Origin of the sequence: Halarcobacter bivalviorum (assembly GCF_003346815.1) — a bacterium.
In the GTDB taxonomy this organism is placed as follows: Bacteria; Campylobacterota; Campylobacteria; order Campylobacterales; family Arcobacteraceae; genus Halarcobacter; species Halarcobacter bivalviorum.
This window is the reverse complement of the sequence record NZ_CP031217.1, coordinates 220,600-240,675: the sequence shown is the minus strand read 5'-3', so window position 1 is coordinate 240,675 and position 20,076 is coordinate 220,600. Positions and strand designations below refer to the sequence as shown.

The following is a 20,076-nucleotide window of genomic DNA, read 5'->3' as shown; positions in this document are numbered from 1 at the left end:
GATATACTTCTTTTTAAAAAAATAATTTTGGTGAAAAGAAATAATGAATAAAGTACTAATAGTAGAAGATGAAACAATTGTAGCACTAGAGATAAAAAAAGTATTAGAAAACCTTGATTTTAAAGTTACAGATACTGCAACAGATTATGATAGTGCTTTAGAGAGTGTAAAAAACAATAAACCTGATATAATTTTAATGGATATAGACCTTCGAAGTGATAAAGATGGTATTGATGTTGCAAAGCATATACAAATCAATGATAATATCCCTGTTATTTACACAACAGCATATTCTGATGAAAAAACATTAAATAGAGCAATTTCTACAAATCCTGTTAGTTATTTAATAAAACCTTTTAAAAGAGACGAATTAAAATCAAATATCTTATTAGGTTTATATAAAAGTAAACAAGTTGATAAAACACCTATTGATAAAAGTCTTTTAAAATTAGGATATGACTATTATTATGATACACAACTAGATAAACTTTATTATAAAGATATGTTTATCAAACTAGGACTAAAAGAGAGGCAGCTACTAAAGATTTTGATTAAAGCAACTGGTACTATTGTAACTTTTGAAGAATTAGAATATAAGATTTGGCATAATCATACTATTTCAAGTAGTACTCTAAGAACATTAATTTACAGATTAAGATCAAAGCTACACTATGACTTAATAGAAACTATCTCAAATGTGGGTTGTAGAATTCCAGTAAATTCATAGAAGATATAGAAAGAAGTCTTACTTCTATCTATATTTAATTAAAGAAACTACTCTATTTGGTAGTCTAATTCCTGCTTTACTTAAAGCATCAATTAAATTTTCATTACTTTGCAATAATCTAAAAAATACTTCTATTTTTTTTATAAATTTTATTTCTCTTATTGACATTCTTATTCCTTTCATCTAAAAAACAATTTCTAGTGTGGATTAAAACTCTTTGTTAGTATTTTTTGGTTGCGGAAAGTGGATTTGAACCACTGACCTTCGGGTTATGAGCCCGACGAGCTACCTAGCTGCTCTATTCCGCGATAAATAAAATAAGTAAGATTGAAACTTAAGATTATTGATTTTATAGTAATAAAAGTTGTGCTGATAAAAATGAGAGTTATCTTACATTTTTGGCAGACAAGTATTATAATAAACTCTAGCTTAATCCCTTGTTAAGTTAACTCGTAAATAAAAAGAAAGACCTAACTTCTAAGAAAAAATATTAATTATTCAACATTATTATAAATATATATTATATTTATTAAATGTATTTTAGATATTATAAAATAATTAAAAAATATATATTTAAACAAATGCATGATATTAAATTTATAATTAAAAGTGTTACTAAATATTAGGAAATATTTAACCTAATGAAAGAAGAATATCATGAAAATCAAAGTATTGATCGTTGAAGATGAAATATTAATTGCTATGGATATAAAAAACACAATAGAAAAATTAGGACATGAAGTAATAGATACTGTAACAAATTGTGATGATGCATTAAAAAGTATCCAGAGAGAACTTCCCGATTTATTATTTGTAGATATAAATCTTGGAAAAAATAAAAAAGATGGAATTGATACAGTTCTTGAAATTCGTAAAAACAACAATATCCCTGTTGTATATATTTCTGCATTTAATGATAAAGATACCATTGAAAGAGCAGCAGAAACTTATCCACTTAACTATTTAGCAAAACCTTATAAAAGAGATAATATCAAAGCAACTTTAATAATTTTAATATATAAATTAAAACAAAAAAAATTTAAAAATAAAAATAATTTTTTACACTTAGGATATGACTATTATTATGATCAACAAAATGAAAGACTCTACTACAAAGAAGAATTAATACAAATTGGATCACAAGAAAAAATACTATTATCCTTATTAATAGAAGCAAAAGGTAATATTGTTTCAAAGGATACAATTCTTTATAATGTATGGAAAGAAAATTATGTTTCTCAAAGTTCAGTAAGAACTCTTGTTTATCGATTACGTAATAAATTAAATCATCAACTTATAGAAACTATTCCATATCATGGATTTAGACTAATAACAACAAATTAACAAAATAATTTAAATATCAATATTAAATTTACTTATAAAACTAAATATATTTTTAATATTTAAAAAATAATTTGACAACTTATTTGACATCTATATAATAAAATTTAAACATATTAATTTTTTGACCAAAAGTCAATAGAAATAAGGTAATTATATTGAGAATAAAAAATTTAATTCTTATATTTTTATTCATGATTTTTAATACAAATCTTGTATTTGCAAATACTCCTGTACAACAAATCATAAAAGAGAGGCAATCTTTTGAAAGCCAAAAAGAACAGTTTAAAAAGCTTGAAAAAAATAGTAATGAAAAAATATTTTTTAATGAAGTGAAGAAGCCTTTATTGGAAAAAATAAGTAATGAGAAATGTGTTGAAATTAAGAAAATAGAAGAAAATACAATTACATTGCTTTCAAAAAAAGAGAAAAAAAAGATTTTCCAAAAATATAACAATGGATGCAGAACATTAACAGAACTCAACAACTTAACAAAAGAATTAACAAAACTCTATATAGATAAGGGATATGTTACTGCAAAAGTTTATTTTAAAGCTCAAAAAATTGAAAAAGGCATATTAGAAATTATAGCTTTAGAAGGCAAGATTAATAATATAACACCAAAGAATCTTTATATAAAAAATGCTTTTTTATTTCAAGAAAAAGACTACTTAAATCTTAGAGATTTAGAAACTGCAATAGAATCAATAAATCGCCTACCCTCTAATAAAGCTACTATTAAAATAGTCCCAGCAAAAAAAATTGGAATGTCAAATGTTGAAATAGAAAATAAAACGACAAATAGACTCAATGGTAATATTGGGATTGATAACTATGGTTCAAAAAAAATAGGTAAATTTCAAGGAAATATGAATTTAAATTTTGATAATCCCTTAGGGATAAATGATCAATTCTCAATTTACCTTAACAGTACACAAAATCATACAAAAATAGAAAACTCTAAAGGTAATAGCTTTGTTTACTCTTTTCCTATAGGAAGTAGATTATTGAATACTATTAGTTATAAAAAATCTAGTTATAAACAGTTATTAAAAGTAGGTATTACAGATTATGAGACAAAAGGATATACAGATACTTCAACCTTTAATATGAAGTATAAACTTTTTCACAATAGAGAAAATAGATTAAATCTAGGAGCTTTTTTATCAAGATATGATACAGAAAACTATATAGAAAATTCTCAAATTGAAACTTCTAGCTACTCTTTAGCGACTAAAGGAATAGAACTAGATTACCTTTTTCAACAAGAAGGTTTTTATTCTTATATATCTTTAACGTACACAAAAGGTACAGATTGGTTTGGAACATATAATCCTACTGATTTAGATGAAAATTTTTCATTTTATAATATTGATGTGAGTCTTTTTAAACAATTCTTAGGCTTACAATATTCTTTTAATGGACATTATCAGGATACAAAAGATTTACTTTTTGGAAATAACCAAATTAGTATTGGTGGACCATATAGTGTTAGAGGTTATAACAAAGAAGGATTAAGTGGTAATAGTGGCTATTATATACGAAATGAACTAGAAAAGTCTTTGTCTTCTAAACTCTTTAATATATTTATTCAAAAATATTTTTTAGCATATGATTATGGTTCTATAGGGGAAGATGAAAGTACCCAAGGGGGAATATTAGCTAGTTATTCTTTAGGAGGAAAATATTTTTATAATGATTTTTCAATGCAATTTTATTATGCAACACCCTTACGTAAAAAAGATGTAGAGGAAACAGGTAAATTTTTTGGAATATCAATGGGATATAGGTTCTAAAAGATGAAAAAGCTTATATTATTAATGATATTTTTCATAATTGGTACTATTTTTCTATATTTTAATCAAGATCGTATGGCACATCATATTTTAAGATATGAAGATATCGATACAAAAACTAAGTATCAATTTTCAAAAGAGAACCATCTTTTGAAAATTATTCAAGAAGATAAAATAATATCATTCAATTTAGATGATAGTTCTATAAAAACATCTAAATCAATTAATGGAAAAGTTATCGAAAAATATTTTTGGCAAGGGAATGAAAAACTTTACATAGTAACAGATGCTAATAATAAAGTAATTAGAGAATACCTTTATAAAACAAAATATGACACTCTTCCTTATGGTATGAAAACCAATGGCCAAATATATTATTTTATTTATAACAAAATGAAAAGTCTCAGAGTTGTTGTAGATAGTACAAATAAAATAGTTAAAATATTAGATTATGATAAAAATGGGAAAGTTGTTAAAGATACAAACCCTTTACTTCAAGTTGATTTTTCATATGGAAGTGGACTATTAGAACCTCTAAGTGGAATACTTTTTTTTCCAGAAGGTAGTTATGATCCAAAAAATTCTAAATGGATAACAAAGATAAAAAATGATGACATTCTTCAAAACCTACAATACCTTTCAGCTCTTCCAAAACAAGAAGTTTATTTATGTTCAGATACCTTAGATACATATTACCATAGTTATCTTTGTACTAATGGAAAATGTGGAGGGTTCTATGCAATAAATTATCTCGAGTATTTTAATGCAAAAGGAATCATTGTAGATAACTCTAAATATTTTCATCCAAATAGATGTAAGAAAATAGAGTTGGATAATAAAGTATATGACATAAATAAATTTGGCTTATGTGTCGAAAAAAAAATTCAATCCAAAGAGATAAAAATATTTGATGTCTTAAATCATAATTGTCATCATGAAGTAGATGAAATTATTAATACATGCAAAATAAATCACAAAAGGGGAAAAGTTAATGTTTTTTAAAAAAGTTTGCTCAGTTTTATTAAGTATTAGTTTACTATTTAATCAAATAGTTTATGCAAGCGGAATTACAGTAGATTCAACAGCTTCAAGCATGAATAAACCATCTTTAGGAAATGCTCAAAATGGTGTACCTATTGTTAATATTGTAAATCCAAATTCTAATGGACTTTCCCATAATAAATTTAAAAACTACAATGTTAATAAGCAAGGACTTATTTTAAATAATTCACGAGTAGTTACAAAAACCCAACTAGCAGGATATATTAACCGTAATAAAAATTTAAGTACAACAGCAAAAGTTATTTTAAACGAAGTAACAGGAACAAATAAAAGTTTACTAAAAGGTTATACGGAAGTTGCAGGGAGCGCAGCTCATGTTATTATCGCAAATCCAAATGGAATTTCTGTAAATGGAGGAGGCTTTATAAATACTCCACAAGCTACATTAACAACGGGAAAACCTTTTTTCTATGGAAATGAACTTGGTGGCTTTAATGTAAGAGGTGAAGATATTATTATAGAAGGAGAAGGATTTAATGTAAATAATATAGACAAAGTAAATCTTTACTCTAAAGCTTTACAACTTAATGCAAAAATCTATGCAAATAAGCTTAATATTGTAACAGGAGATAATGATATTTCACAAGATGGTACCATAACTTCTTTAGATACTAATGGTAGTGGAATTGCAATTGATTCCTCTTTATTAGGAGGTATTTATGCAAATACAATTACTTTAACAAGTAATGATAAAGGAGTAGGAGTAAACTTGCCTCCTGAAGTTATCTCTCAAAAAGATTTAATTATTAATGCAAATGGAAACCTTGTATTAAAAAAAGTTGTTGCTAATGAAAATATAAATATAACAATATCAAATGCAAATATAGAAAGTACAAATGAAGTTGGTGCAAAAAATATATTACTAAAAACAAGTAAAGATTTAATTGTAGACGCAGGAAGTATTATAGAAGCTAGTAATAATCTTATTACTAAAGCAAAAAATATTAATAACTCAGGTGAATTAAGAGCTATATCAGATAATAGTAATTTATCACTAGAAGTTGAACAAGAACTTATTAATAACAATAATATCTATTCTAAAAATGATATTGTAGTTAATAGTACCAAAGTAGAAAATAATAATCTTATTCAAGCAGATGATGATATTACAGCGAATATAACAGACTTTACTAATAATACAAATGGAACAATTTATGCTAAAGATAAACTAACACTTATCAGTACAGATATAGATAATAAAGGTGTAGTTACAGCAGATAATGTAAATATAAAAACACAAATTATCACTAATAAAGGGGCATTATATACTACAAATGATATGAGTATAAAAGCAAATACTCTTACAAATGAAGAGATGATACGAAGTAATAATGAAATTAATTTATTAATTTCAAATGCTTTAAATAATGAAAAAACTAGTATGATTTATGCAGATGGTAATATAAATATTGCTGCTAATGAAGATAAAGATAAAATAAATACAATTACAAATAAAGGATTAATTCAATCCCATAAAGATATCAATATAACAGCTAAAACACTAAATAATACAGCTGCATCACCTGTATATACTCCTAAAATAACATCAAGTACAAAAACAGTTTCTCGGGGAGGTTCAAAAAGTTATGATATTGTAACTACAACTGTCAGAACGGATCTCTTAACAATACCAACAGATCCAGCATTAATGTTAGCAGAGGGAAATATAACTATTGATGTAGATACTCTTAACAACTATTACTCTTTAATCTCTTCAGACAAAGATATAATATTAAATGCCTTAACTGCAAATAATGTTGGAAAAGTTGCTCTTACAACAACTTCTGTAACCACAAAACAATACAGAAAAGAGAAATATTGTTCAAAAAGGGTTTCTGGCTCTTGCATGAAACATAAAACAAGAGCAGGATATAGAGGAACCTTTACATCTAAAAGTACATCTAAAGTTCCTGTAATAAATTATGGTATTCAAGCAAAAAGATCAATTATAGGAAATGTTGTTACTTTAAATAATATAAATAATGGGCAGGATATATTAACTCAGCAAGAAATTTCACAAAAACAAGATGAAATCAATACCATAGTGTCTAATAGTATTAGTCTACAAAATGGAATAACAGCACTAGATGATAATAATGAACAAATCAATTTAATAGTAAATGAAGTTCAGGATATGGAAGCTAAAGTAGATAGTATACAAACAAATGATGACTTTACAACATTTAAAATAGATCTTCAAAATATAAAAACTGCTCTAGAAGATGTCATTAGTAAAGATCAAGAGACTATGGATAATCTTCAAGTAGTAATTAATTATACTAAAACATTAAATTCTTCAACAAACTTAGAACAGGAGATAATAAAACTTGAAAGTTATTTATCAACACTTAAAGATAATCTTACACAAAATACAACAAATCTAGAAAATATAGAAAATATTGATTCCTCTTTAAATGTTGTAGAAGATATGGCTGAACAAAAGCAAGCATTAATAGATGTAGATGTGGATATTAAAAATATAATTGAAAATAATCATACAATTATTGGAGAAATCGAAAACAGTAATTTATCTACTTTAATTAATGAATTTGACAAAGTTTATAATACACTTAGTGATGAGCTTCAAAACACATTGACTCAACAAGAGAATACAAAACAAACTGTAATAAGTAATCAAAATGGTTTATATCAAACAAGAAATACACCAACACTTAAAACTGTAAGTAATATCACTATAAATAAAGATAGTAGTGATCTTACTTCAAAACTAACCTTACCAAAAAATAAATTTGGTTTATTTACATTAAGTGAAAACCCTAAACATAGTTATTTAATAGAGGCTAATCCACTTTATACAAATTATCAAACTTTTATCAGTAGTGATTATATGATGGGAAAACTTGGCTATGACCCTACAAAAACAATAAAAAGACTCGGTGATGCTATGTATGAGACAACACTTATACGAAATAGTATCATAAATCTAAGTGGACAAAGATACTTAAAAGGATATGACAGTGACTTAGCTCAATTTAAAGGGCTAATGGATAATGCTATAGAGGTACAAAAGAATCTTAATCTTGCATTTGGAGTAACTTTATCTAAAGAGCAAATAAATAGTCTTACAAAAGATATAGTTTGGATGGAAGAGAAGATTATACAAGGACAAAAAGTATTAGTACCTGTTGTATATCTTGCATCTTTAAATAAAGAAAATTTAAAAAATGGTTCACAAATAATTGCAGGAGAAGATATAGCCCTTGCAACAACGGGAACATTACAAAATCAAGGAAAAATAGAAGCAGGAAATGATTTAGCAATTTTATCAAATAATATTCAAAATCATGGTGGAACAATAGAGGCTAAAAACAATGCTGCACTACAAAGTAATACAAATATTGATAATATTAGTGGAGCTATAAAAGCGGGAAAAGACTTAAAATTAAATGCTAAAAAGAATATTAATATAAGTGTAGCTACAAATGAAGAAACCTATAAATATAAAAGAGGTTCTCAAACAACTACAAATAAAGGGAAAGACTCAGAAATATTAGTAGGAGGAAATTTACTGATTAATGCAGGAGAAGGTGTAAATATAACCTCTTCAAAAGTAAAAGCAGAAGAAGATGCTGTAATAATTGCCGATAAAGGGGATGTAACTATAGATACAGCAAAACAAAAAGAGAAGTTTTATTTTGATGTATATGGGGGATACTATAAAGGAGACTCTTCAAAAAATAGTGGTTCACAAATTGAAGCAAAAAACCTAACTGTTTTAACAAATGGTAATTTAAATATAAGTGGTAGTACAATAAAAGTAAAAGAAGACGCAAACATCTATGCAAAAGATGTAAATATCACCTCTTCTCAAGATACAAGCTCCTCAAAATATAAAAGTGAATCAAAAGGCTTTTTCTCAAGTTCAAGTACAAAAATAGAGAAACAAAGCTCAAAAAATATAGCATCACTACTACAAGCTAAAAATGTAAACATAGATACAGATTCACTTACACTAATAGCCTCAAAAATAAAAGCAAACCAAGCAGAGATAACAGCAGAGATAATAAACCTAATCTCTTCAAAAGATTCTGAATATCTTAGTAAATTTTCAGATACAAGTGGAATACTAACAAAAACAATAGCTACTAAAGGATATATAAAAGAGATAGCTAAAGAAGCAAAAATAGAAGTAAATGAAAAACTTATAGTAAATAATAAAGATATAACTGAAAAACTGACAAGTGATAATATAATAAAAGCTCTCTCTTCTGAAGGGAAATTAACTCATGAACAAATAAATCTAGTAAAAGCAGTACTTAATAATGATGAATGGGATGAAAAAACCACAAGCTTAAGTGGATTAGGTGCTTTAATTGTTGCTGTTGTAGTAACAGTACTAACAGCAGGAGCAGGAGCAGCAATAGTAGGAACAGCAGGAGGAGCCGCAACAGCTGCAACAACAGCTACTTTAACAACAGCAAGTGTACAAGCAGCAGTAGTACAATCACTAGTAACGGGAGTAACCAATCAATTAGTTACTTCAGCTATTACTGGAAATAGCTTTAAATTAGATGGAAAAACCTTATTAAAAGGAGCAGTGAGTGCTGGGGTACTTTCTTATGCAAATACTGCATTATCAATAGATGCACTCAAAGAAAGTATGAGTGTTACAGATTATGCTCAAAATGCAGTGGTAAGAGGTGCTGCACAAGGTATTACCTCTGAACTAACAGGAGGAGAGTTTAAAGATGGATTTAAAACAGGAGCAGTATTATCAATATTTAATGATAGCTCATTACAAATGAGAAAATATGTGAAAGATAACTATGATTATGCAGGAAAGAATGGAGAAAAAATTCCTGATAATGTAAAAAGTATTGGGGTTAATGGTGATGGAGTGAAATTGGCAGGAAGTGGACTTGATCCAATTACAAAAGATAAAATTATTGCTCCATTTGGTGGAGCACAAACAGGAGAGAGATTGATATTTGGAATACCATATGCTGAAGGTGGAGTAGTTGACAAAACAGTAGAATACTTTGCAGGACCACATGACTTTATATCAAGTTGGAATTATGAGAATATAGACAATAAAACATTTTTGAAAAGTGATGATATATTTATAAATACAGCAAGTGGATTACTCCTTATCCCATCTATTCCATTTGCAGCAGCTCCATTTATACAAAATAATATAAGTGAAATAAATGCAATAAATAGTTTAAAAAAAGAACAAAAGAAAAAACTAGATAATATCATAGAAAACTATAAGAAAAATGAACAATTAGTACAGGAGAATCACAATGAAAATAAATAATTTATTTTTTATCTTAATATTATTTATATTTTCAGGGTGTTATACAGGATCTAAAAATTATGATACATTTAAAAAATCAAATAATTTTATTATTCAAAATAATACTAGCTTTAATAATTATTCAAAGGGGTATATTCGAGAAAGTTATAGTGATACACACTATATATATATAAGAAATAATAATAAAAGAAATGTTCCTAAAAAATGTATTTATGGCTTTATAACAAAAAAAGATGACCCAAAACAAATACCAATAAGATGGGAAATCTTATCAGGAAAAGAGTATTGTAAAAAACAACAAAAATGGATATTATCATTTTAATATTTTATTTAATAAATACTGCAAAGGGATTACTCTTTTTCATATCTATTCCATTTGTAGCAGCACCATTTATACAAAATAATATAAATGAAATTAATGCAATAAGTAGTTTTCAAAAAGAACAAAATAGATAATATAATTAAAGAATATGAATAAAAACAATCTATAAAGGAAATGTAAAATGAAAATTAAGAATATTATATTTTTACTTGTAATTTCATTGTTATTAAGTGGGTGTGGAATTGGTGCTAAAAGTTATGAGGTATTTGAAGAACAACAGAATTCAGTTATTAGAAATCAGATTAGTATGTTAAACCCTAAACTAGCTTATATAAAGCAAAATTATAATGAAAATGAATATATATATATAAAAGACTCTAGTCAAATAAAACATATACCAAAGGAATGTAATTATGGCTTTATAACAAAAAAAGATGACCCAAAACAAATACCAATAAGATGGGAAATCTTATCAGGAAAAGAGTATTGTAAACAGCAACAGCAATGGATATTATCATTTTAATATTTCATTTAATAAATACTGCAAAGGGATTACTCTTTTTGATATCTATTCCATTTGCAGCAGCACCATTTATACAAAAATATATAAAGAGTAAAAATTCATGGATTCAAGTGTATTGATTTTTATCACTTTTTAAGGTGGCGACTGTCCCCGTTATCCAATAAATATTTATAAAAAAGGAAAAATAGATAATATCATAGAAAACTATAAGAAAAATGAACAATTAGCACAGGAGATACAAAATGAAAATTAAGAGTATTCTTTTAATATTTATAATTTCTTTATTATTAAGTGGATGTGGTATTGGTGTTAAGAGTTATGAAATATTTGAACAACAACAAAATGCTATAACAAACAATACAAATATATATAATAGTCATTCTAGTATTGAGTTTTACTCACAATACTATATTCAAAAAGACTATAATGATGATAAATATATATATATAAGAAATAATTACAAAAGAAAAGTATCAGAAAAATGTATTTATGGACATTTAGCAAAGAAAAATGATCCAAAACAAAAAGTCATAGGTTGGAAAATACTCTCAGGAAAAGAGTATTGTAAACAGCAACAGCAATGGATATTATCATTTTAATATATATAAGTCTAATTAAAAATATTATAGAGGAACTAATAAAATTACACTTATGGTAAGTAACAAATACCTATTTATAATGATTTGAATGATTAAAAGAATATTTACCTCTACCTCATCTTAATTTATAAATAAAGTAGCCACTAATTTAACTAAAAATTTAAAATTTAAAATTTTTTGTAATTTTAATTTAAATGTGACAGCTTTTGTAACATCTTTTTAATAAACTTTTCTTCTAAAGCAAAATTAGGAGAAAAAATGAATAAAATAAAATTAGGGTGTGCTCTATTGTTAGTAGTAACTTTAGCACAAGCAGAAAATAATAATTGGTATTTAGGTATAAGTGCTGGTCAAGCTAAAGTAGACACAGGAATTAATACTACTAGCTCTACAGAATCATTAGATGAAAAAGATACAGGATATAAAATATTTGGTGGATATCAATTTAATAAATATTTAGCAACAGAACTTTATTATAGTGATTTAGGAACCGTTACATATAAAGATAGTGCATCTTCATTAAATCTAGAAGCAGATATTAAATCTTATGGTATAACAGGTGTTGTATCATATCCTATACATAAACATATTAAACCATTTTTAAAAGCTGGTCTACAACATTGGAAGGGAAAAATAACAGGAACAAATGATATTAATGAAAATTCAAAAATAAAAGGAGATGGGAATAAACCAATATATGGACTAGGTATAAATTTTCCAATTACTGAATCTATATCTATAAGAACTGAATATGAAGTTATTAAACTTGATGAATCAGATTCTAAGTTTTTATCAGCTGGTTTTGTATATAGATTCTAATAAAGCCTAGAAAATCTTTCTTGTAGCAATATTTATTTGGATATATTTTTATTCAAATAGTTTTAAAATGAACTACAACTAAAAGAAGTAAATCTTATAAAATAAAAGGGAAAGTATTTATAAAAAGTGGTGCGGATGAGAGGACTCGAACCTCCACACCGTGAGGCACCAGATCCTAAGTCTGGCGTGTCTACCAATTTCACCACATCCGCATATAGACAAAAAAAAAGATTAAGTTGCAAACAACTTTAATCTTATTTAAAAGTGGCACGCCTGACACGATTCGAACGTGTGACCGATGCCTTAGAAGGGCATTGCTCTATCCAGCTGAGCTACAGACGCATCAAAAAATTATACAAAAAACATTCTGAAAGAATGCTAAAATGGGGTAAGTAATGGGATTCGAACCCACGGCCCTCGGAACCACAACCCGATGCTCTAACCAACTGAGCTATACCTACCACTTAAAAAAATGGTCGGGGCGAGAGGATTCGAACCTCCGGCCCCCTGGTCCCAAACCAGGTGCGCTAACCAGACTGCGCTACGCCCCGAATCATTCACTAATCTTTCAAAAAGTGGACGGAATTATACTATATAAATAAAAGTTTGTCAAGACCTTTTTGCGAAAATTAGAAAAAATTTTCTAATTTTCTATTTTTCACTAAAATTGGATTAACCCATCTACCGGTGAAGATGCCGTTGCATAGGGCTTCTTAGGTATTCTTCCTGCTTTATATGAAATTCTTCCTGCAATTGTTGCATACTTAAATGCTTCTGCCATTGCCATTGGATCTTGTGCTTGTGCTATTGCTGTATTAGCTAAAATACCATCTGCACCTAATTCCATTGCATATGCTGCATCACTTGCACAACCAAGTCCAGCATCAACTAAAACAGGAACTTTTACTGCATCTCTAATAAATGCAATATTATATGGATTTTGAATTCCAAGACCAGAACCAATTGGAGCAGCTAAAGGCATAATTGCATCTGCACCTGCATTTTCTAATCTCTTAGCAACAATTGGATCATCACTTGTATATGCCATAACTGTAAAACCATCTTTTTTTAGTACTTCACAAGCTTTGATTGTATCAATCACATCTGGATATAAAGTTTTTTGTGCATCACCTATAACTTCTAATTTAATAATATCAATTCCAGTTGCTTCTCTCATAAGTCTAAAAGTTGTGATAGCCTCTTCAGCTGTAAAACATCCAGCTGAGTTAGGAAGTAATTTTACATTTGTATCTTTAAAATAGTCTAATAAATTCTCTTCATTTGGATTTGTAATATTTACTCTTCTAATTGCAACAGTGATAAGTTCACTTCCACTTGCAAGAGTTGCATCTTTTGTTGTTTGGAAATCTTTATATTTACCAGAACCAACAATTAATCTACTGTTAAATTCATAATTACCAATTTTTAAAATATGGTCATTCATTTCTATTTTTCCTCCATAAGTTTTAACAATTTTTATCTATAAACTTTCTATAATCTTTACTAGTATCATTAATATCTAAGCTTATAATTTCGGGCACATCATAGCTATGTAATTCTTTAATTTTGCTTTTGATTTTTTTGAAGTTTTCTTTTTTAGTTTTGATACTTAAAAGGATTTCTTCATCATTACAAAACTCTTTTTCCCAGATATAAAATGAGTTTATTTCACTCATTTGAACACAGGCTGCTAACTTCTCTTCTATTAAGATTTTAGCGATTATTTTTGCCTCTTCTTTTGAAGAACAAGTTGTTTGTACAAGGATTGCTTTCATAATTTTTTTACCTCTTCTACTAAATCTGATGGAATTAAAGAGTAGTTATTCTTTTTATAATTCTTTGCAGCTAAAGTATGTGCTAGATTTGCAGTAATTGCTGCATCTAATGAGTTATAGCTTTGAGCAAGTAAAGAGGCTATAAGTCCACTTAAAACATCTCCACTTCCACCTTTACTTAAAGTTGATGTACCAAAACTATTAACATATATCTCTTTATCTTTTCCAATAAGTACATTTGCACCTTTTAAAAGAAGAGTTACCTTTGGATATTTATTACAAAATTTAGAAACATACTCAAATCTATCTTTTTGTAATTGTATTACACTAATATCTGCTATTTCACATAGTTTTAAAAGAGCACAAAACTCTTTTGGATGAGGAGTTAAAACAACATCACTCTTTAATTTTTCTAAAATAATCTCTTCATAAAAAAGGTCAGCATCTATAATAGTAGGTATCTCTTTTGCTAAAATTGTTTTAATTTCCTCAGTTTCATACTTACCAAGTCCCATTCCAATTGCAATTGCAGTACAGTTATCACTTAAGAAATGTGTCTGCATAATATGATATGGTAAATCAATATCTTCATGGCAAACTACACTTACTAAACCAGCACCAAAACCAAAAGCAGCTTTGGCAGCTATTATTCCTGCACCTTTTTTACAACCTGCAATTACATTTAGATGTCCAAAACTACCTTTATGTGAATTCTTTTTATTTCGTAAAGGAAGATTCATATCCTCTTTTTCAAGAAGAAAAATATTTGTCTTCTCTTCATAAATAGACCTTTGAATACCAAGATTAGCAACTTCAATCTTACCTACATAATCTTTTGCTTCATCATTAAAAAGAGCTACTTTTAATGCTCCCATAGTGATAGTTGTATCTGCATAAAAAGCCTCTTGATTTACTTGACCTTTTATATTTATACCGCTTGGAATATCACAAGCTATTTTATAAGTATTTAATTGATTTAAAGTATTGATAATGTTTAGTGAAGTTTCATCTAAGTCTTTATTTAAACCACTTCCAAATAGAGCATCTACAACAATATCAGACTCACTTATCTCTTCATGTAAAGTTAAGCCTAAAAGTTCTACTCTATTTTTCTGTAATTTTGCCATTTGAGATTTAGCACCAAAGGGAAGGTAGAGTTTAACTTCATATTCTTTATAAAGTAATCTTCCAAGGGCAAGTCCATCAGCTCCATTGTTTCCAGGTCCACACACAATTAAAACAGAACTTTTCTTTTCAAAGTTTTCTTCTATAAAACGAGCTATTGATGAAGCTGCATGCTCCATTAGAATATCTTCTGTTAAAGCAAATTTTTCATAACACTTTTTATCTAAAGAGCCTACTTCATAATAAATATGTTGCATAATGATATACCTCTATTTTTTAAACTTCCAACCCTCTTTCTCTAAAGTTAGTTTTACTTTCTCTTTTACATCGCCTTGTAGTTCAATCCACTCTTCTTTAATACTTCCACCACAAGCAAGCTTCTTCTTTAAAAGTTTTAAAACTTCTTTTTTATCACTCTCTTCAAGATAAAATCTTCCCACTAAAGTTACTGGTTTTCCTTTTCTTTTTTCAAAGGTAAATACTAAATGATGTTGATTTTTAGGAAGAATTTCTAAAGCTTTTTCTTTTGCCTTTTTATCATTTTTACTTGTATCAAACTCATTGCCTTCTAATTTTGAACCAAGATTTTGTGCTAATAAATCTGCTAATCCCATTTTAAAAGCCTTTTAATCGTGTTTGAACATCAATCTCATCTATTGATACAAACTCTTTATTTTTATATTGTTCTACTGCTACTCTTCCAATCATTGCTGCATTATCAGAACAATATTTCAGTTCACTAAGATAAAGATTTATTCTATTAGCTTTACATAACTCTTCAATTGCTGTACGAAGTCTTATATTTGCACTTGCACCACCAACTATTGCAAAATTTTTAGGTAGTTTTTGTTTAAATAGTTTTTTTAGTTTCTGCATAATATGAGCTACTGCTGTTTTTTCAAAAGAGGCACAAATATCACATACATCTTCTTCACAAAGCCCTTCTTCTTCTAACTTTTCAAGTCTCATTCTTACTGCATTTTTTAAGCCTGAATAAGAGAATTCTATATTTGGACTTTGTCTTAAAGGAACTGGAAAATCAAATCTATTTTCATCTCCTTTAAGTGCTTTTTCTTGAACTATTGGACCACCAGGGTAACCTAAATTCATCATCTTAGCTACCTTATCAAAACTCTCTCCAAAACTATCATCTAAGGTACTTGCAATTAGTTTCATATCATTTAAAGAGTTTGCCTCTATAATTTGAGTATGTCCACCTGAAACCAAAAGAATAGTCATAGGTAAAACCTCTTCTTTTTCAATAAAAAGAGAGTAGATATGACCTTTTAAATGGTTTACTGCAATAAGAGGAAGATTTAAACTTACACTTAAAGCTTTTGCCATTGTTACACCTTCCATAAGAGTAACAGAAAGGCCAGGAGCATTTGTAACGGCAATAGCTTTTAGTTTAGGAAAATACTCTTTACACTCCTCAAGTATTTTAGGAAGTGCTTCCACATGAAGTCTTGCAGCTAATTCAGGAACTACTCCCCCATAAACTGAGTGTTGAAGTTCTTGAGATATTTTTTTATGATATATTAATTTCTTTGTTTCAATCTCTGTTATTGCAATTGAACTATCATCACATGATGATTCTATCGATAAAATCAAGATTTCGACTCCTCACACTCTTCTTCTCTATTTATCCAATCAAGAGCACAATCTAATTTACCAAACCCTGATTCAGCATTTATATGTCCAGCTTCTTCTAATAGCTTCATTCCAATTTGTAATTTACTTTGTAATCTAATAGCCTCTTCCACATTCATATATGGATCATTTGTTGAAGCTGCCATAATTATCTCTTCCGCTTTTAAATCCGTTGGTATTGGATAAGGGAAAAATGTTTTTGCCTGTTCTAGCTCTTTGTCTCTAACAGGAGCAACTAACATTAATTTTTTTAAGTTAATATCTAATTCATCACAAAGATGAAACCATAAAAGGTTTGCTAAAGAGTGACAAACTACAATTGTTGGTTTAAAGTGTTCAATCTCTTTTTTTACATAAGCTTTCCACTCATTTAAATTTGGATTATCTCTATTTGGTAAAGAGGGAAATGATACAGGAGTATTTTGCTCTATTAAATCCCTTGCTAAATGTGCTTGCCAATGAGGGAAGTCACTCCCCCCTAATCCATGTAACACTAAAACTCTTTTTTCCATTTTTTCCTTTCTTTATATATCTCTAACACATCGAACATATTTTTTCTTGTGCCTACTATCAAAATATGGTGTTCCACTTATAAAATACATATAGTCAGCATAAAACCAAAAAGTTCTCCAATGAGCTTTACTAGCCCAGAAACCATCTGCTATATTAAATCTAAAACTTCTATTTATATAGGTTTTTTGGTTTTTTTTATCAACTATCAATTTTAATTCATCAATATCTGGTACTCTCCAATTTGAGAAACCAGCATAAGTTAGCTCCTCACAATAAGCTTCTGCTTCTTTATGAGTAAAAGTCTGTTTTAAGATGATTGAATCATCCATCCACATTAATTTATTTTTATTATCTACTACAACTTTTAATGAGCCATTTCTTTTCAAATCATTTGCAAAAGCAAATGAAAAAAAGCAAATAAACATTAAGAAGAATAAGGCTTTCATTACTTATCCTTTATTTTATATTTCCCTTGTTGTAAGTTTCTTCTTACACTTTCGTCAATAAGTTCTACTGTTATATTATACTCTTCTTTATAAATAATTCCCACAAGCTCTTTACAAACTTTTTTATTATTTTCATTTACTTGTGAATTTTCTTTCCACTGCTCAAACTTTTCTTCATACATATCTACAATATTTTTTTCAAATTTATTTCTTGTGTAGATTAAATAAATTACTAAGATTAATAGAATTCCAAAAGGTATGAGTAAATCAAGTGTCATAAAAAGACCTCACCTCTTTATCTATTTCAAAAATATCTTCTATTGATGTAGGTTTTACCCCTGAAAACTTCTCTAAAGCTTCTAAAGTTATTTTTGAAACATCTAAAAATCCAATTTCTGAGTTTAAGAATTTTGATACGGCTACTTCATTTGCTGCATTTAAAACCACACCCAAATCAAGGTTATTTAAAATTTCATCTTTTACTTGCCAAATAGGATATCTCTCTTTTTCTATTTGCCTAAACTCTAGACTTCCTACTTTTATTAAATCTACAGGTTCTAAAACTTGCTCATCACACTTTCCTAAAATTGCATAGGCAATTGGAAGTTGCATAGAAGCATTTGCAATATGTGCAGTTGAACTTCCATCTTCAAAATTAATAAGAGCATGAATTAAAGATTTTGTTTCAATTATGGCATCTAATTTTCTTGTATCAAATAACCACGCTGCTTCCATTAGCTCAAACATTTTATTTGTCATAGTTGCAGAATCAATTGTGATTTTATTTCCCATCGACCAATTAGGATGATTTAAAGCCTCTTTAATAGAGACATTTTTTAATTTCTCTAAAGAATAATCTCTAAAAGAACCACCACTTGCTGTAACCGTCATCGATGAGATTTTTTTATCTTGAAGTAGATACCAAAGAGCAAAGTGTTCTGAATCAATTGGACTTAAATGAGTTTGGTCTATAAATTTTCCAGCTACAACTAAAGACTCTTTATTTGCCAGTGCTATTTTTTTACCACACTCTATTGCTTTTAAGGTAGGTCTTAAACCTAAAAAACCTACAAGTGCATTTACAACTGTTTTAGAGTTTGATTCTTCAATTACTTTTAAAATTGAAGCCTCTCCAAAAGATACATCAGAGTGATTTATTTTATGAATATCTTCTTTTTTTGAGATTACAACCTTTTTAGGTTTAAACTCTTCTATTTGTTTATTTAAAAGTTCAATATTAGTTCCAGCAACTAATACCTCAACATTTAGATTAAATTTTCTTGCAATATTTAGAGTATTAACTCCTATAGAGCCTGTAGAACCTAAGATAATCAAATTACAGCTCTTAGAATCATTAACATTACTACCCCACCAAAAAGGTATCCATCTGTTCTATCTAATATTCCACCATGTCCAGGTAAAATATCTCCACTATCTTTCACATCTGCAAGTCTTTTTAAATATGACTCAAAAAGATCTCCAAATACTGAAGCTAAAGCAACTACAATTGAAATAACAATTGCTCCAAAAGTTGATACATTTTCTAAAGAGAAGATAAGTCCAAAAAGTGTTGCAACAATAACTCCACCTATCACACCCTCTACTGTTTTGTTTGGACTAGTTTCACAAAATTTAGTTTTACCCATACTTCTTCCTACAAAGTATGCTCCAATATCCGCTCCTGCTACAATTACAAGTAGCCATAATAAAGACATTACACCATATTCACTATAAAGTGCAAGTAAAAATAAAAATGAAGCTGTTGGATAAAGAAGTGGTAAGAAAAGTTTTCTGTCAATCTCTTTTTTATAAGCAATTAATGAAGCATAAAGAAGAGCTAATAAAAATACTAAATCCTCAGGATAAGGATAAAAATATGCTAAAAACCAAATGATTCCAGTATAAAAATATATTGAATCACTTTGCATTTTATAAAGTTTCATCGATTCATTAATTGAAACTACTAATAAAATACCAAAAAGTAACCACATTATAAAAAATGAGTCAATGTACCCTATAACTAATACTGCAATTATTAATGCGATACCAGTTTTAATTCTTGTATTACTTGATTTAATTATCTCGTTAAGTGCCATTTCT

At 27.9% G+C, this 20,076-nt stretch carries 20 protein-coding genes and 5 tRNA genes; 9 read left to right on the top strand and 16 right to left on the bottom strand.

What is annotated here, in order from left to right; genetic code table 11:
• Positions 1 to 43: 43 nt before the first annotated feature.
• Positions 44 to 727: a response regulator gene (locus ABIV_RS01245; RefSeq protein ID WP_114838168.1), complete on the top strand. Its 684-nt coding sequence runs from the start codon at positions 44 to 46 to the stop codon at positions 725 to 727.
• Positions 728 to 751: 24 nt separating this feature from the next.
• On the opposite strand, the gene ABIV_RS13565 is transcribed toward ABIV_RS01245, so the two are convergent.
• Positions 752 to 895: a hypothetical protein gene (locus ABIV_RS13565; RefSeq protein ID WP_162917962.1), complete on the bottom strand. Its 144-nt coding sequence runs from the start codon at positions 893 to 895 to the stop codon at positions 752 to 754.
• 63 nt (positions 896 to 958) lie between these two features.
• A tRNA-Met gene (locus ABIV_RS01240) sits at positions 959 to 1,035 on the bottom strand.
• 349 nt (positions 1,036 to 1,384) lie between these two features.
• Here ABIV_RS01240 and ABIV_RS01235 point away from each other — a divergent pair.
• The 8 genes from ABIV_RS01235 (at position 1,385) to ABIV_RS01200 (ending at position 12,467) form a co-directional block, all read left to right on the top strand.
• Positions 1,385 to 2,071 (top strand): response regulator, encoded by a 687-nt coding sequence (locus tag ABIV_RS01235; protein WP_114838167.1) that lies wholly within the window; start codon positions 1,385 to 1,387, stop codon positions 2,069 to 2,071.
• 155 nt (positions 2,072 to 2,226) lie between these two features.
• Positions 2,227 to 3,864 carry a ShlB/FhaC/HecB family hemolysin secretion/activation protein gene (locus tag ABIV_RS01230; RefSeq protein WP_228254323.1) on the top strand — a complete coding sequence of 546 codons (1,638 nt, stop codon included), beginning with the start codon at positions 2,227 to 2,229 and terminating at the stop codon, positions 3,862 to 3,864.
• A 3-nt stretch (positions 3,865 to 3,867) separates the two neighbouring features.
• Positions 3,868 to 4,866 carry a hypothetical protein gene (locus ABIV_RS01225; protein ID WP_114838165.1) on the top strand — a complete coding sequence of 333 codons (999 nt, stop codon included), beginning with the start codon at positions 3,868 to 3,870 and terminating at the stop codon, positions 4,864 to 4,866.
• The gene (locus ABIV_RS01220) at positions 4,856 to 10,204 is read left to right on the top strand and encodes a two-partner secretion domain-containing protein (protein WP_114838164.1); all 5,349 of its coding nucleotides are present in this window, start codon (positions 4,856 to 4,858) and stop codon (positions 10,202 to 10,204) included. The genes ABIV_RS01225 and ABIV_RS01220 overlap by 11 nt, the downstream gene beginning before the upstream one ends.
• Positions 10,191 to 10,526 carry a hypothetical protein gene (locus tag ABIV_RS01215; RefSeq protein ID WP_114838163.1) on the top strand — a complete coding sequence of 112 codons (336 nt, stop codon included), beginning with the start codon at positions 10,191 to 10,193 and terminating at the stop codon, positions 10,524 to 10,526. The genes ABIV_RS01220 and ABIV_RS01215 overlap by 14 nt, the downstream gene beginning before the upstream one ends.
• A 181-nt stretch (positions 10,527 to 10,707) precedes the next feature.
• Entirely contained in the window at positions 10,708 to 11,049 is a 342-nt protein-coding gene (locus ABIV_RS01210; RefSeq protein WP_114838162.1) for a hypothetical protein, read from the top strand.
• 242 nt (positions 11,050 to 11,291) lie between these two features.
• The gene (locus ABIV_RS01205; RefSeq protein ID WP_114838161.1) at positions 11,292 to 11,648 is read left to right on the top strand and encodes a hypothetical protein; all 357 of its coding nucleotides are present in this window, start codon (positions 11,292 to 11,294) and stop codon (positions 11,646 to 11,648) included.
• A 258-nt stretch (positions 11,649 to 11,906) separates the two neighbouring features.
• Positions 11,907 to 12,467, top strand: coding sequence for an outer membrane beta-barrel protein (locus tag ABIV_RS01200; protein ID WP_114838160.1), 561 nt, complete (start codon positions 11,907 to 11,909; stop codon positions 12,465 to 12,467).
• A gap of 127 nt (positions 12,468 to 12,594) precedes the next feature.
• Here ABIV_RS01200 and ABIV_RS01195 read toward each other — a convergent pair.
• From ABIV_RS01195 to ABIV_RS01130, 14 genes are all read right to left on the bottom strand, one after another.
• Positions 12,595 to 12,679 (bottom strand) — tRNA-Leu (locus ABIV_RS01195).
• A 53-nt stretch (positions 12,680 to 12,732) separates the two neighbouring features.
• Positions 12,733 to 12,809 (bottom strand) — tRNA-Arg (locus ABIV_RS01190).
• 42 nt (positions 12,810 to 12,851) lie between these two features.
• A tRNA-His gene (locus tag ABIV_RS01185) sits at positions 12,852 to 12,928 on the bottom strand.
• Positions 12,929 to 12,940: 12 nt separating this feature from the next.
• A tRNA-Pro gene (locus tag ABIV_RS01180) sits at positions 12,941 to 13,018 on the bottom strand.
• A gap of 110 nt (positions 13,019 to 13,128) precedes the next feature.
• Complete coding sequence (locus ABIV_RS01175; protein WP_114838159.1) at positions 13,129 to 13,911, bottom strand: thiazole synthase; 783 nt, start codon at positions 13,909 to 13,911, stop codon at positions 13,129 to 13,131.
• 22 nt (positions 13,912 to 13,933) lie between these two features.
• A complete protein-coding gene (gene cutA, locus ABIV_RS01170) occupies positions 13,934 to 14,242 on the bottom strand; it encodes a divalent-cation tolerance protein CutA (protein ID WP_114838158.1) in 309 nt (102 codons plus the stop codon).
• Positions 14,239 to 15,624, bottom strand: a complete 1,386-nt coding sequence (locus ABIV_RS01165) for an NAD(P)H-hydrate dehydratase (RefSeq protein WP_114838157.1) — start codon at positions 15,622 to 15,624, stop codon at positions 14,239 to 14,241. Before ABIV_RS01165 ends, cutA begins: the two co-directional genes overlap by 4 nt.
• A gap of 12 nt (positions 15,625 to 15,636) precedes the next feature.
• Complete coding sequence (locus tag ABIV_RS01160) at positions 15,637 to 15,981, bottom strand: SUI1 family translation initiation factor (RefSeq protein WP_114838156.1); 345 nt, start codon at positions 15,979 to 15,981, stop codon at positions 15,637 to 15,639.
• Position 15,982: 1 nt separating this feature from the next.
• Positions 15,983 to 16,978: a tRNA (adenosine(37)-N6)-threonylcarbamoyltransferase complex transferase subunit TsaD gene (gene tsaD, locus ABIV_RS01155; protein WP_114838155.1), complete on the bottom strand. Its 996-nt coding sequence runs from the start codon at positions 16,976 to 16,978 to the stop codon at positions 15,983 to 15,985.
• The gene (locus tag ABIV_RS01150) at positions 16,975 to 17,529 is read right to left on the bottom strand and encodes an RBBP9/YdeN family alpha/beta hydrolase (RefSeq protein WP_114838154.1); all 555 of its coding nucleotides are present in this window, start codon (positions 17,527 to 17,529) and stop codon (positions 16,975 to 16,977) included. The genes tsaD and ABIV_RS01150 overlap by 4 nt, the downstream gene beginning before the upstream one ends.
• A gap of 12 nt (positions 17,530 to 17,541) precedes the next feature.
• The gene (locus ABIV_RS01145; RefSeq protein WP_114838153.1) at positions 17,542 to 17,976 is read right to left on the bottom strand and encodes an Lcl C-terminal domain-containing protein; all 435 of its coding nucleotides are present in this window, start codon (positions 17,974 to 17,976) and stop codon (positions 17,542 to 17,544) included.
• The gene (locus tag ABIV_RS01140) at positions 17,976 to 18,254 is read right to left on the bottom strand and encodes a hypothetical protein (RefSeq protein ID WP_114838152.1); all 279 of its coding nucleotides are present in this window, start codon (positions 18,252 to 18,254) and stop codon (positions 17,976 to 17,978) included. Before ABIV_RS01140 ends, ABIV_RS01145 begins: the two co-directional genes overlap by 1 nt.
• On the bottom strand, positions 18,244 to 19,311 hold the full coding sequence (gene dxr, locus ABIV_RS01135; protein WP_114838151.1) for a 1-deoxy-D-xylulose-5-phosphate reductoisomerase: 1,068 nt from the start codon (positions 19,309 to 19,311) through the stop codon (positions 18,244 to 18,246). Before dxr ends, ABIV_RS01140 begins: the two co-directional genes overlap by 11 nt.
• A complete protein-coding gene (locus tag ABIV_RS01130) occupies positions 19,308 to 20,072 on the bottom strand; it encodes a phosphatidate cytidylyltransferase (RefSeq protein ID WP_114838150.1) in 765 nt (254 codons plus the stop codon). The genes dxr and ABIV_RS01130 overlap by 4 nt, the downstream gene beginning before the upstream one ends.
• Positions 20,073 to 20,076 lie beyond the last annotated feature (4 nt).

What these genes read in the sequence shown, in the direction of transcription:
- ABIV_RS01245 (WP_114838168.1), top strand. Translation starts at nt 44, where the DNA reads ATGAATAAAGTACTAATAGTAGAAGATGAAACAATTGTAGCACTAGAG.
- ABIV_RS13565 (WP_162917962.1), bottom strand. Translation starts at nt 895, where the DNA reads ATGTCAATAAGAGAAATAAAATTTATAAAAAAAATAGAAGTATTTTTT.
- ABIV_RS01235 (WP_114838167.1), top strand. Translation starts at nt 1,385, where the DNA reads ATGAAAATCAAAGTATTGATCGTTGAAGATGAAATATTAATTGCTATG.
- ABIV_RS01225 (WP_114838165.1), top strand. Translation starts at nt 3,868, where the DNA reads ATGAAAAAGCTTATATTATTAATGATATTTTTCATAATTGGTACTATT.
- ABIV_RS01220 (WP_114838164.1), top strand. Translation starts at nt 4,856, where the DNA reads ATGTTTTTTAAAAAAGTTTGCTCAGTTTTATTAAGTATTAGTTTACTA.
- ABIV_RS01215 (WP_114838163.1), top strand. Translation starts at nt 10,191, where the DNA reads ATGAAAATAAATAATTTATTTTTTATCTTAATATTATTTATATTTTCA.
- ABIV_RS01210 (WP_114838162.1), top strand. Translation starts at nt 10,708, where the DNA reads ATGAAAATTAAGAATATTATATTTTTACTTGTAATTTCATTGTTATTA.
- ABIV_RS01205 (WP_114838161.1), top strand. Translation starts at nt 11,292, where the DNA reads ATGAAAATTAAGAGTATTCTTTTAATATTTATAATTTCTTTATTATTA.
- ABIV_RS01200 (WP_114838160.1), top strand. Translation starts at nt 11,907, where the DNA reads ATGAATAAAATAAAATTAGGGTGTGCTCTATTGTTAGTAGTAACTTTA.
- ABIV_RS01175 (WP_114838159.1), bottom strand. Translation starts at nt 13,911, where the DNA reads ATGAATGACCATATTTTAAAAATTGGTAATTATGAATTTAACAGTAGA.
- cutA (WP_114838158.1), bottom strand. Translation starts at nt 14,242, where the DNA reads ATGAAAGCAATCCTTGTACAAACAACTTGTTCTTCAAAAGAAGAGGCA.
- ABIV_RS01165 (WP_114838157.1), bottom strand. Translation starts at nt 15,624, where the DNA reads ATGCAACATATTTATTATGAAGTAGGCTCTTTAGATAAAAAGTGTTAT.
- ABIV_RS01160 (WP_114838156.1), bottom strand. Translation starts at nt 15,981, where the DNA reads ATGGGATTAGCAGATTTATTAGCACAAAATCTTGGTTCAAAATTAGAA.
- ABIV_RS01150 (WP_114838154.1), bottom strand. Translation starts at nt 17,529, where the DNA reads ATGGAAAAAAGAGTTTTAGTGTTACATGGATTAGGGGGGAGTGACTTC.
- ABIV_RS01145 (WP_114838153.1), bottom strand. Translation starts at nt 17,976, where the DNA reads ATGAAAGCCTTATTCTTCTTAATGTTTATTTGCTTTTTTTCATTTGCT.
- ABIV_RS01140 (WP_114838152.1), bottom strand. Translation starts at nt 18,254, where the DNA reads ATGACACTTGATTTACTCATACCTTTTGGAATTCTATTAATCTTAGTA.
- ABIV_RS01130 (WP_114838150.1), bottom strand. Translation starts at nt 20,072, where the DNA reads ATGGCACTTAACGAGATAATTAAATCAAGTAATACAAGAATTAAAACT.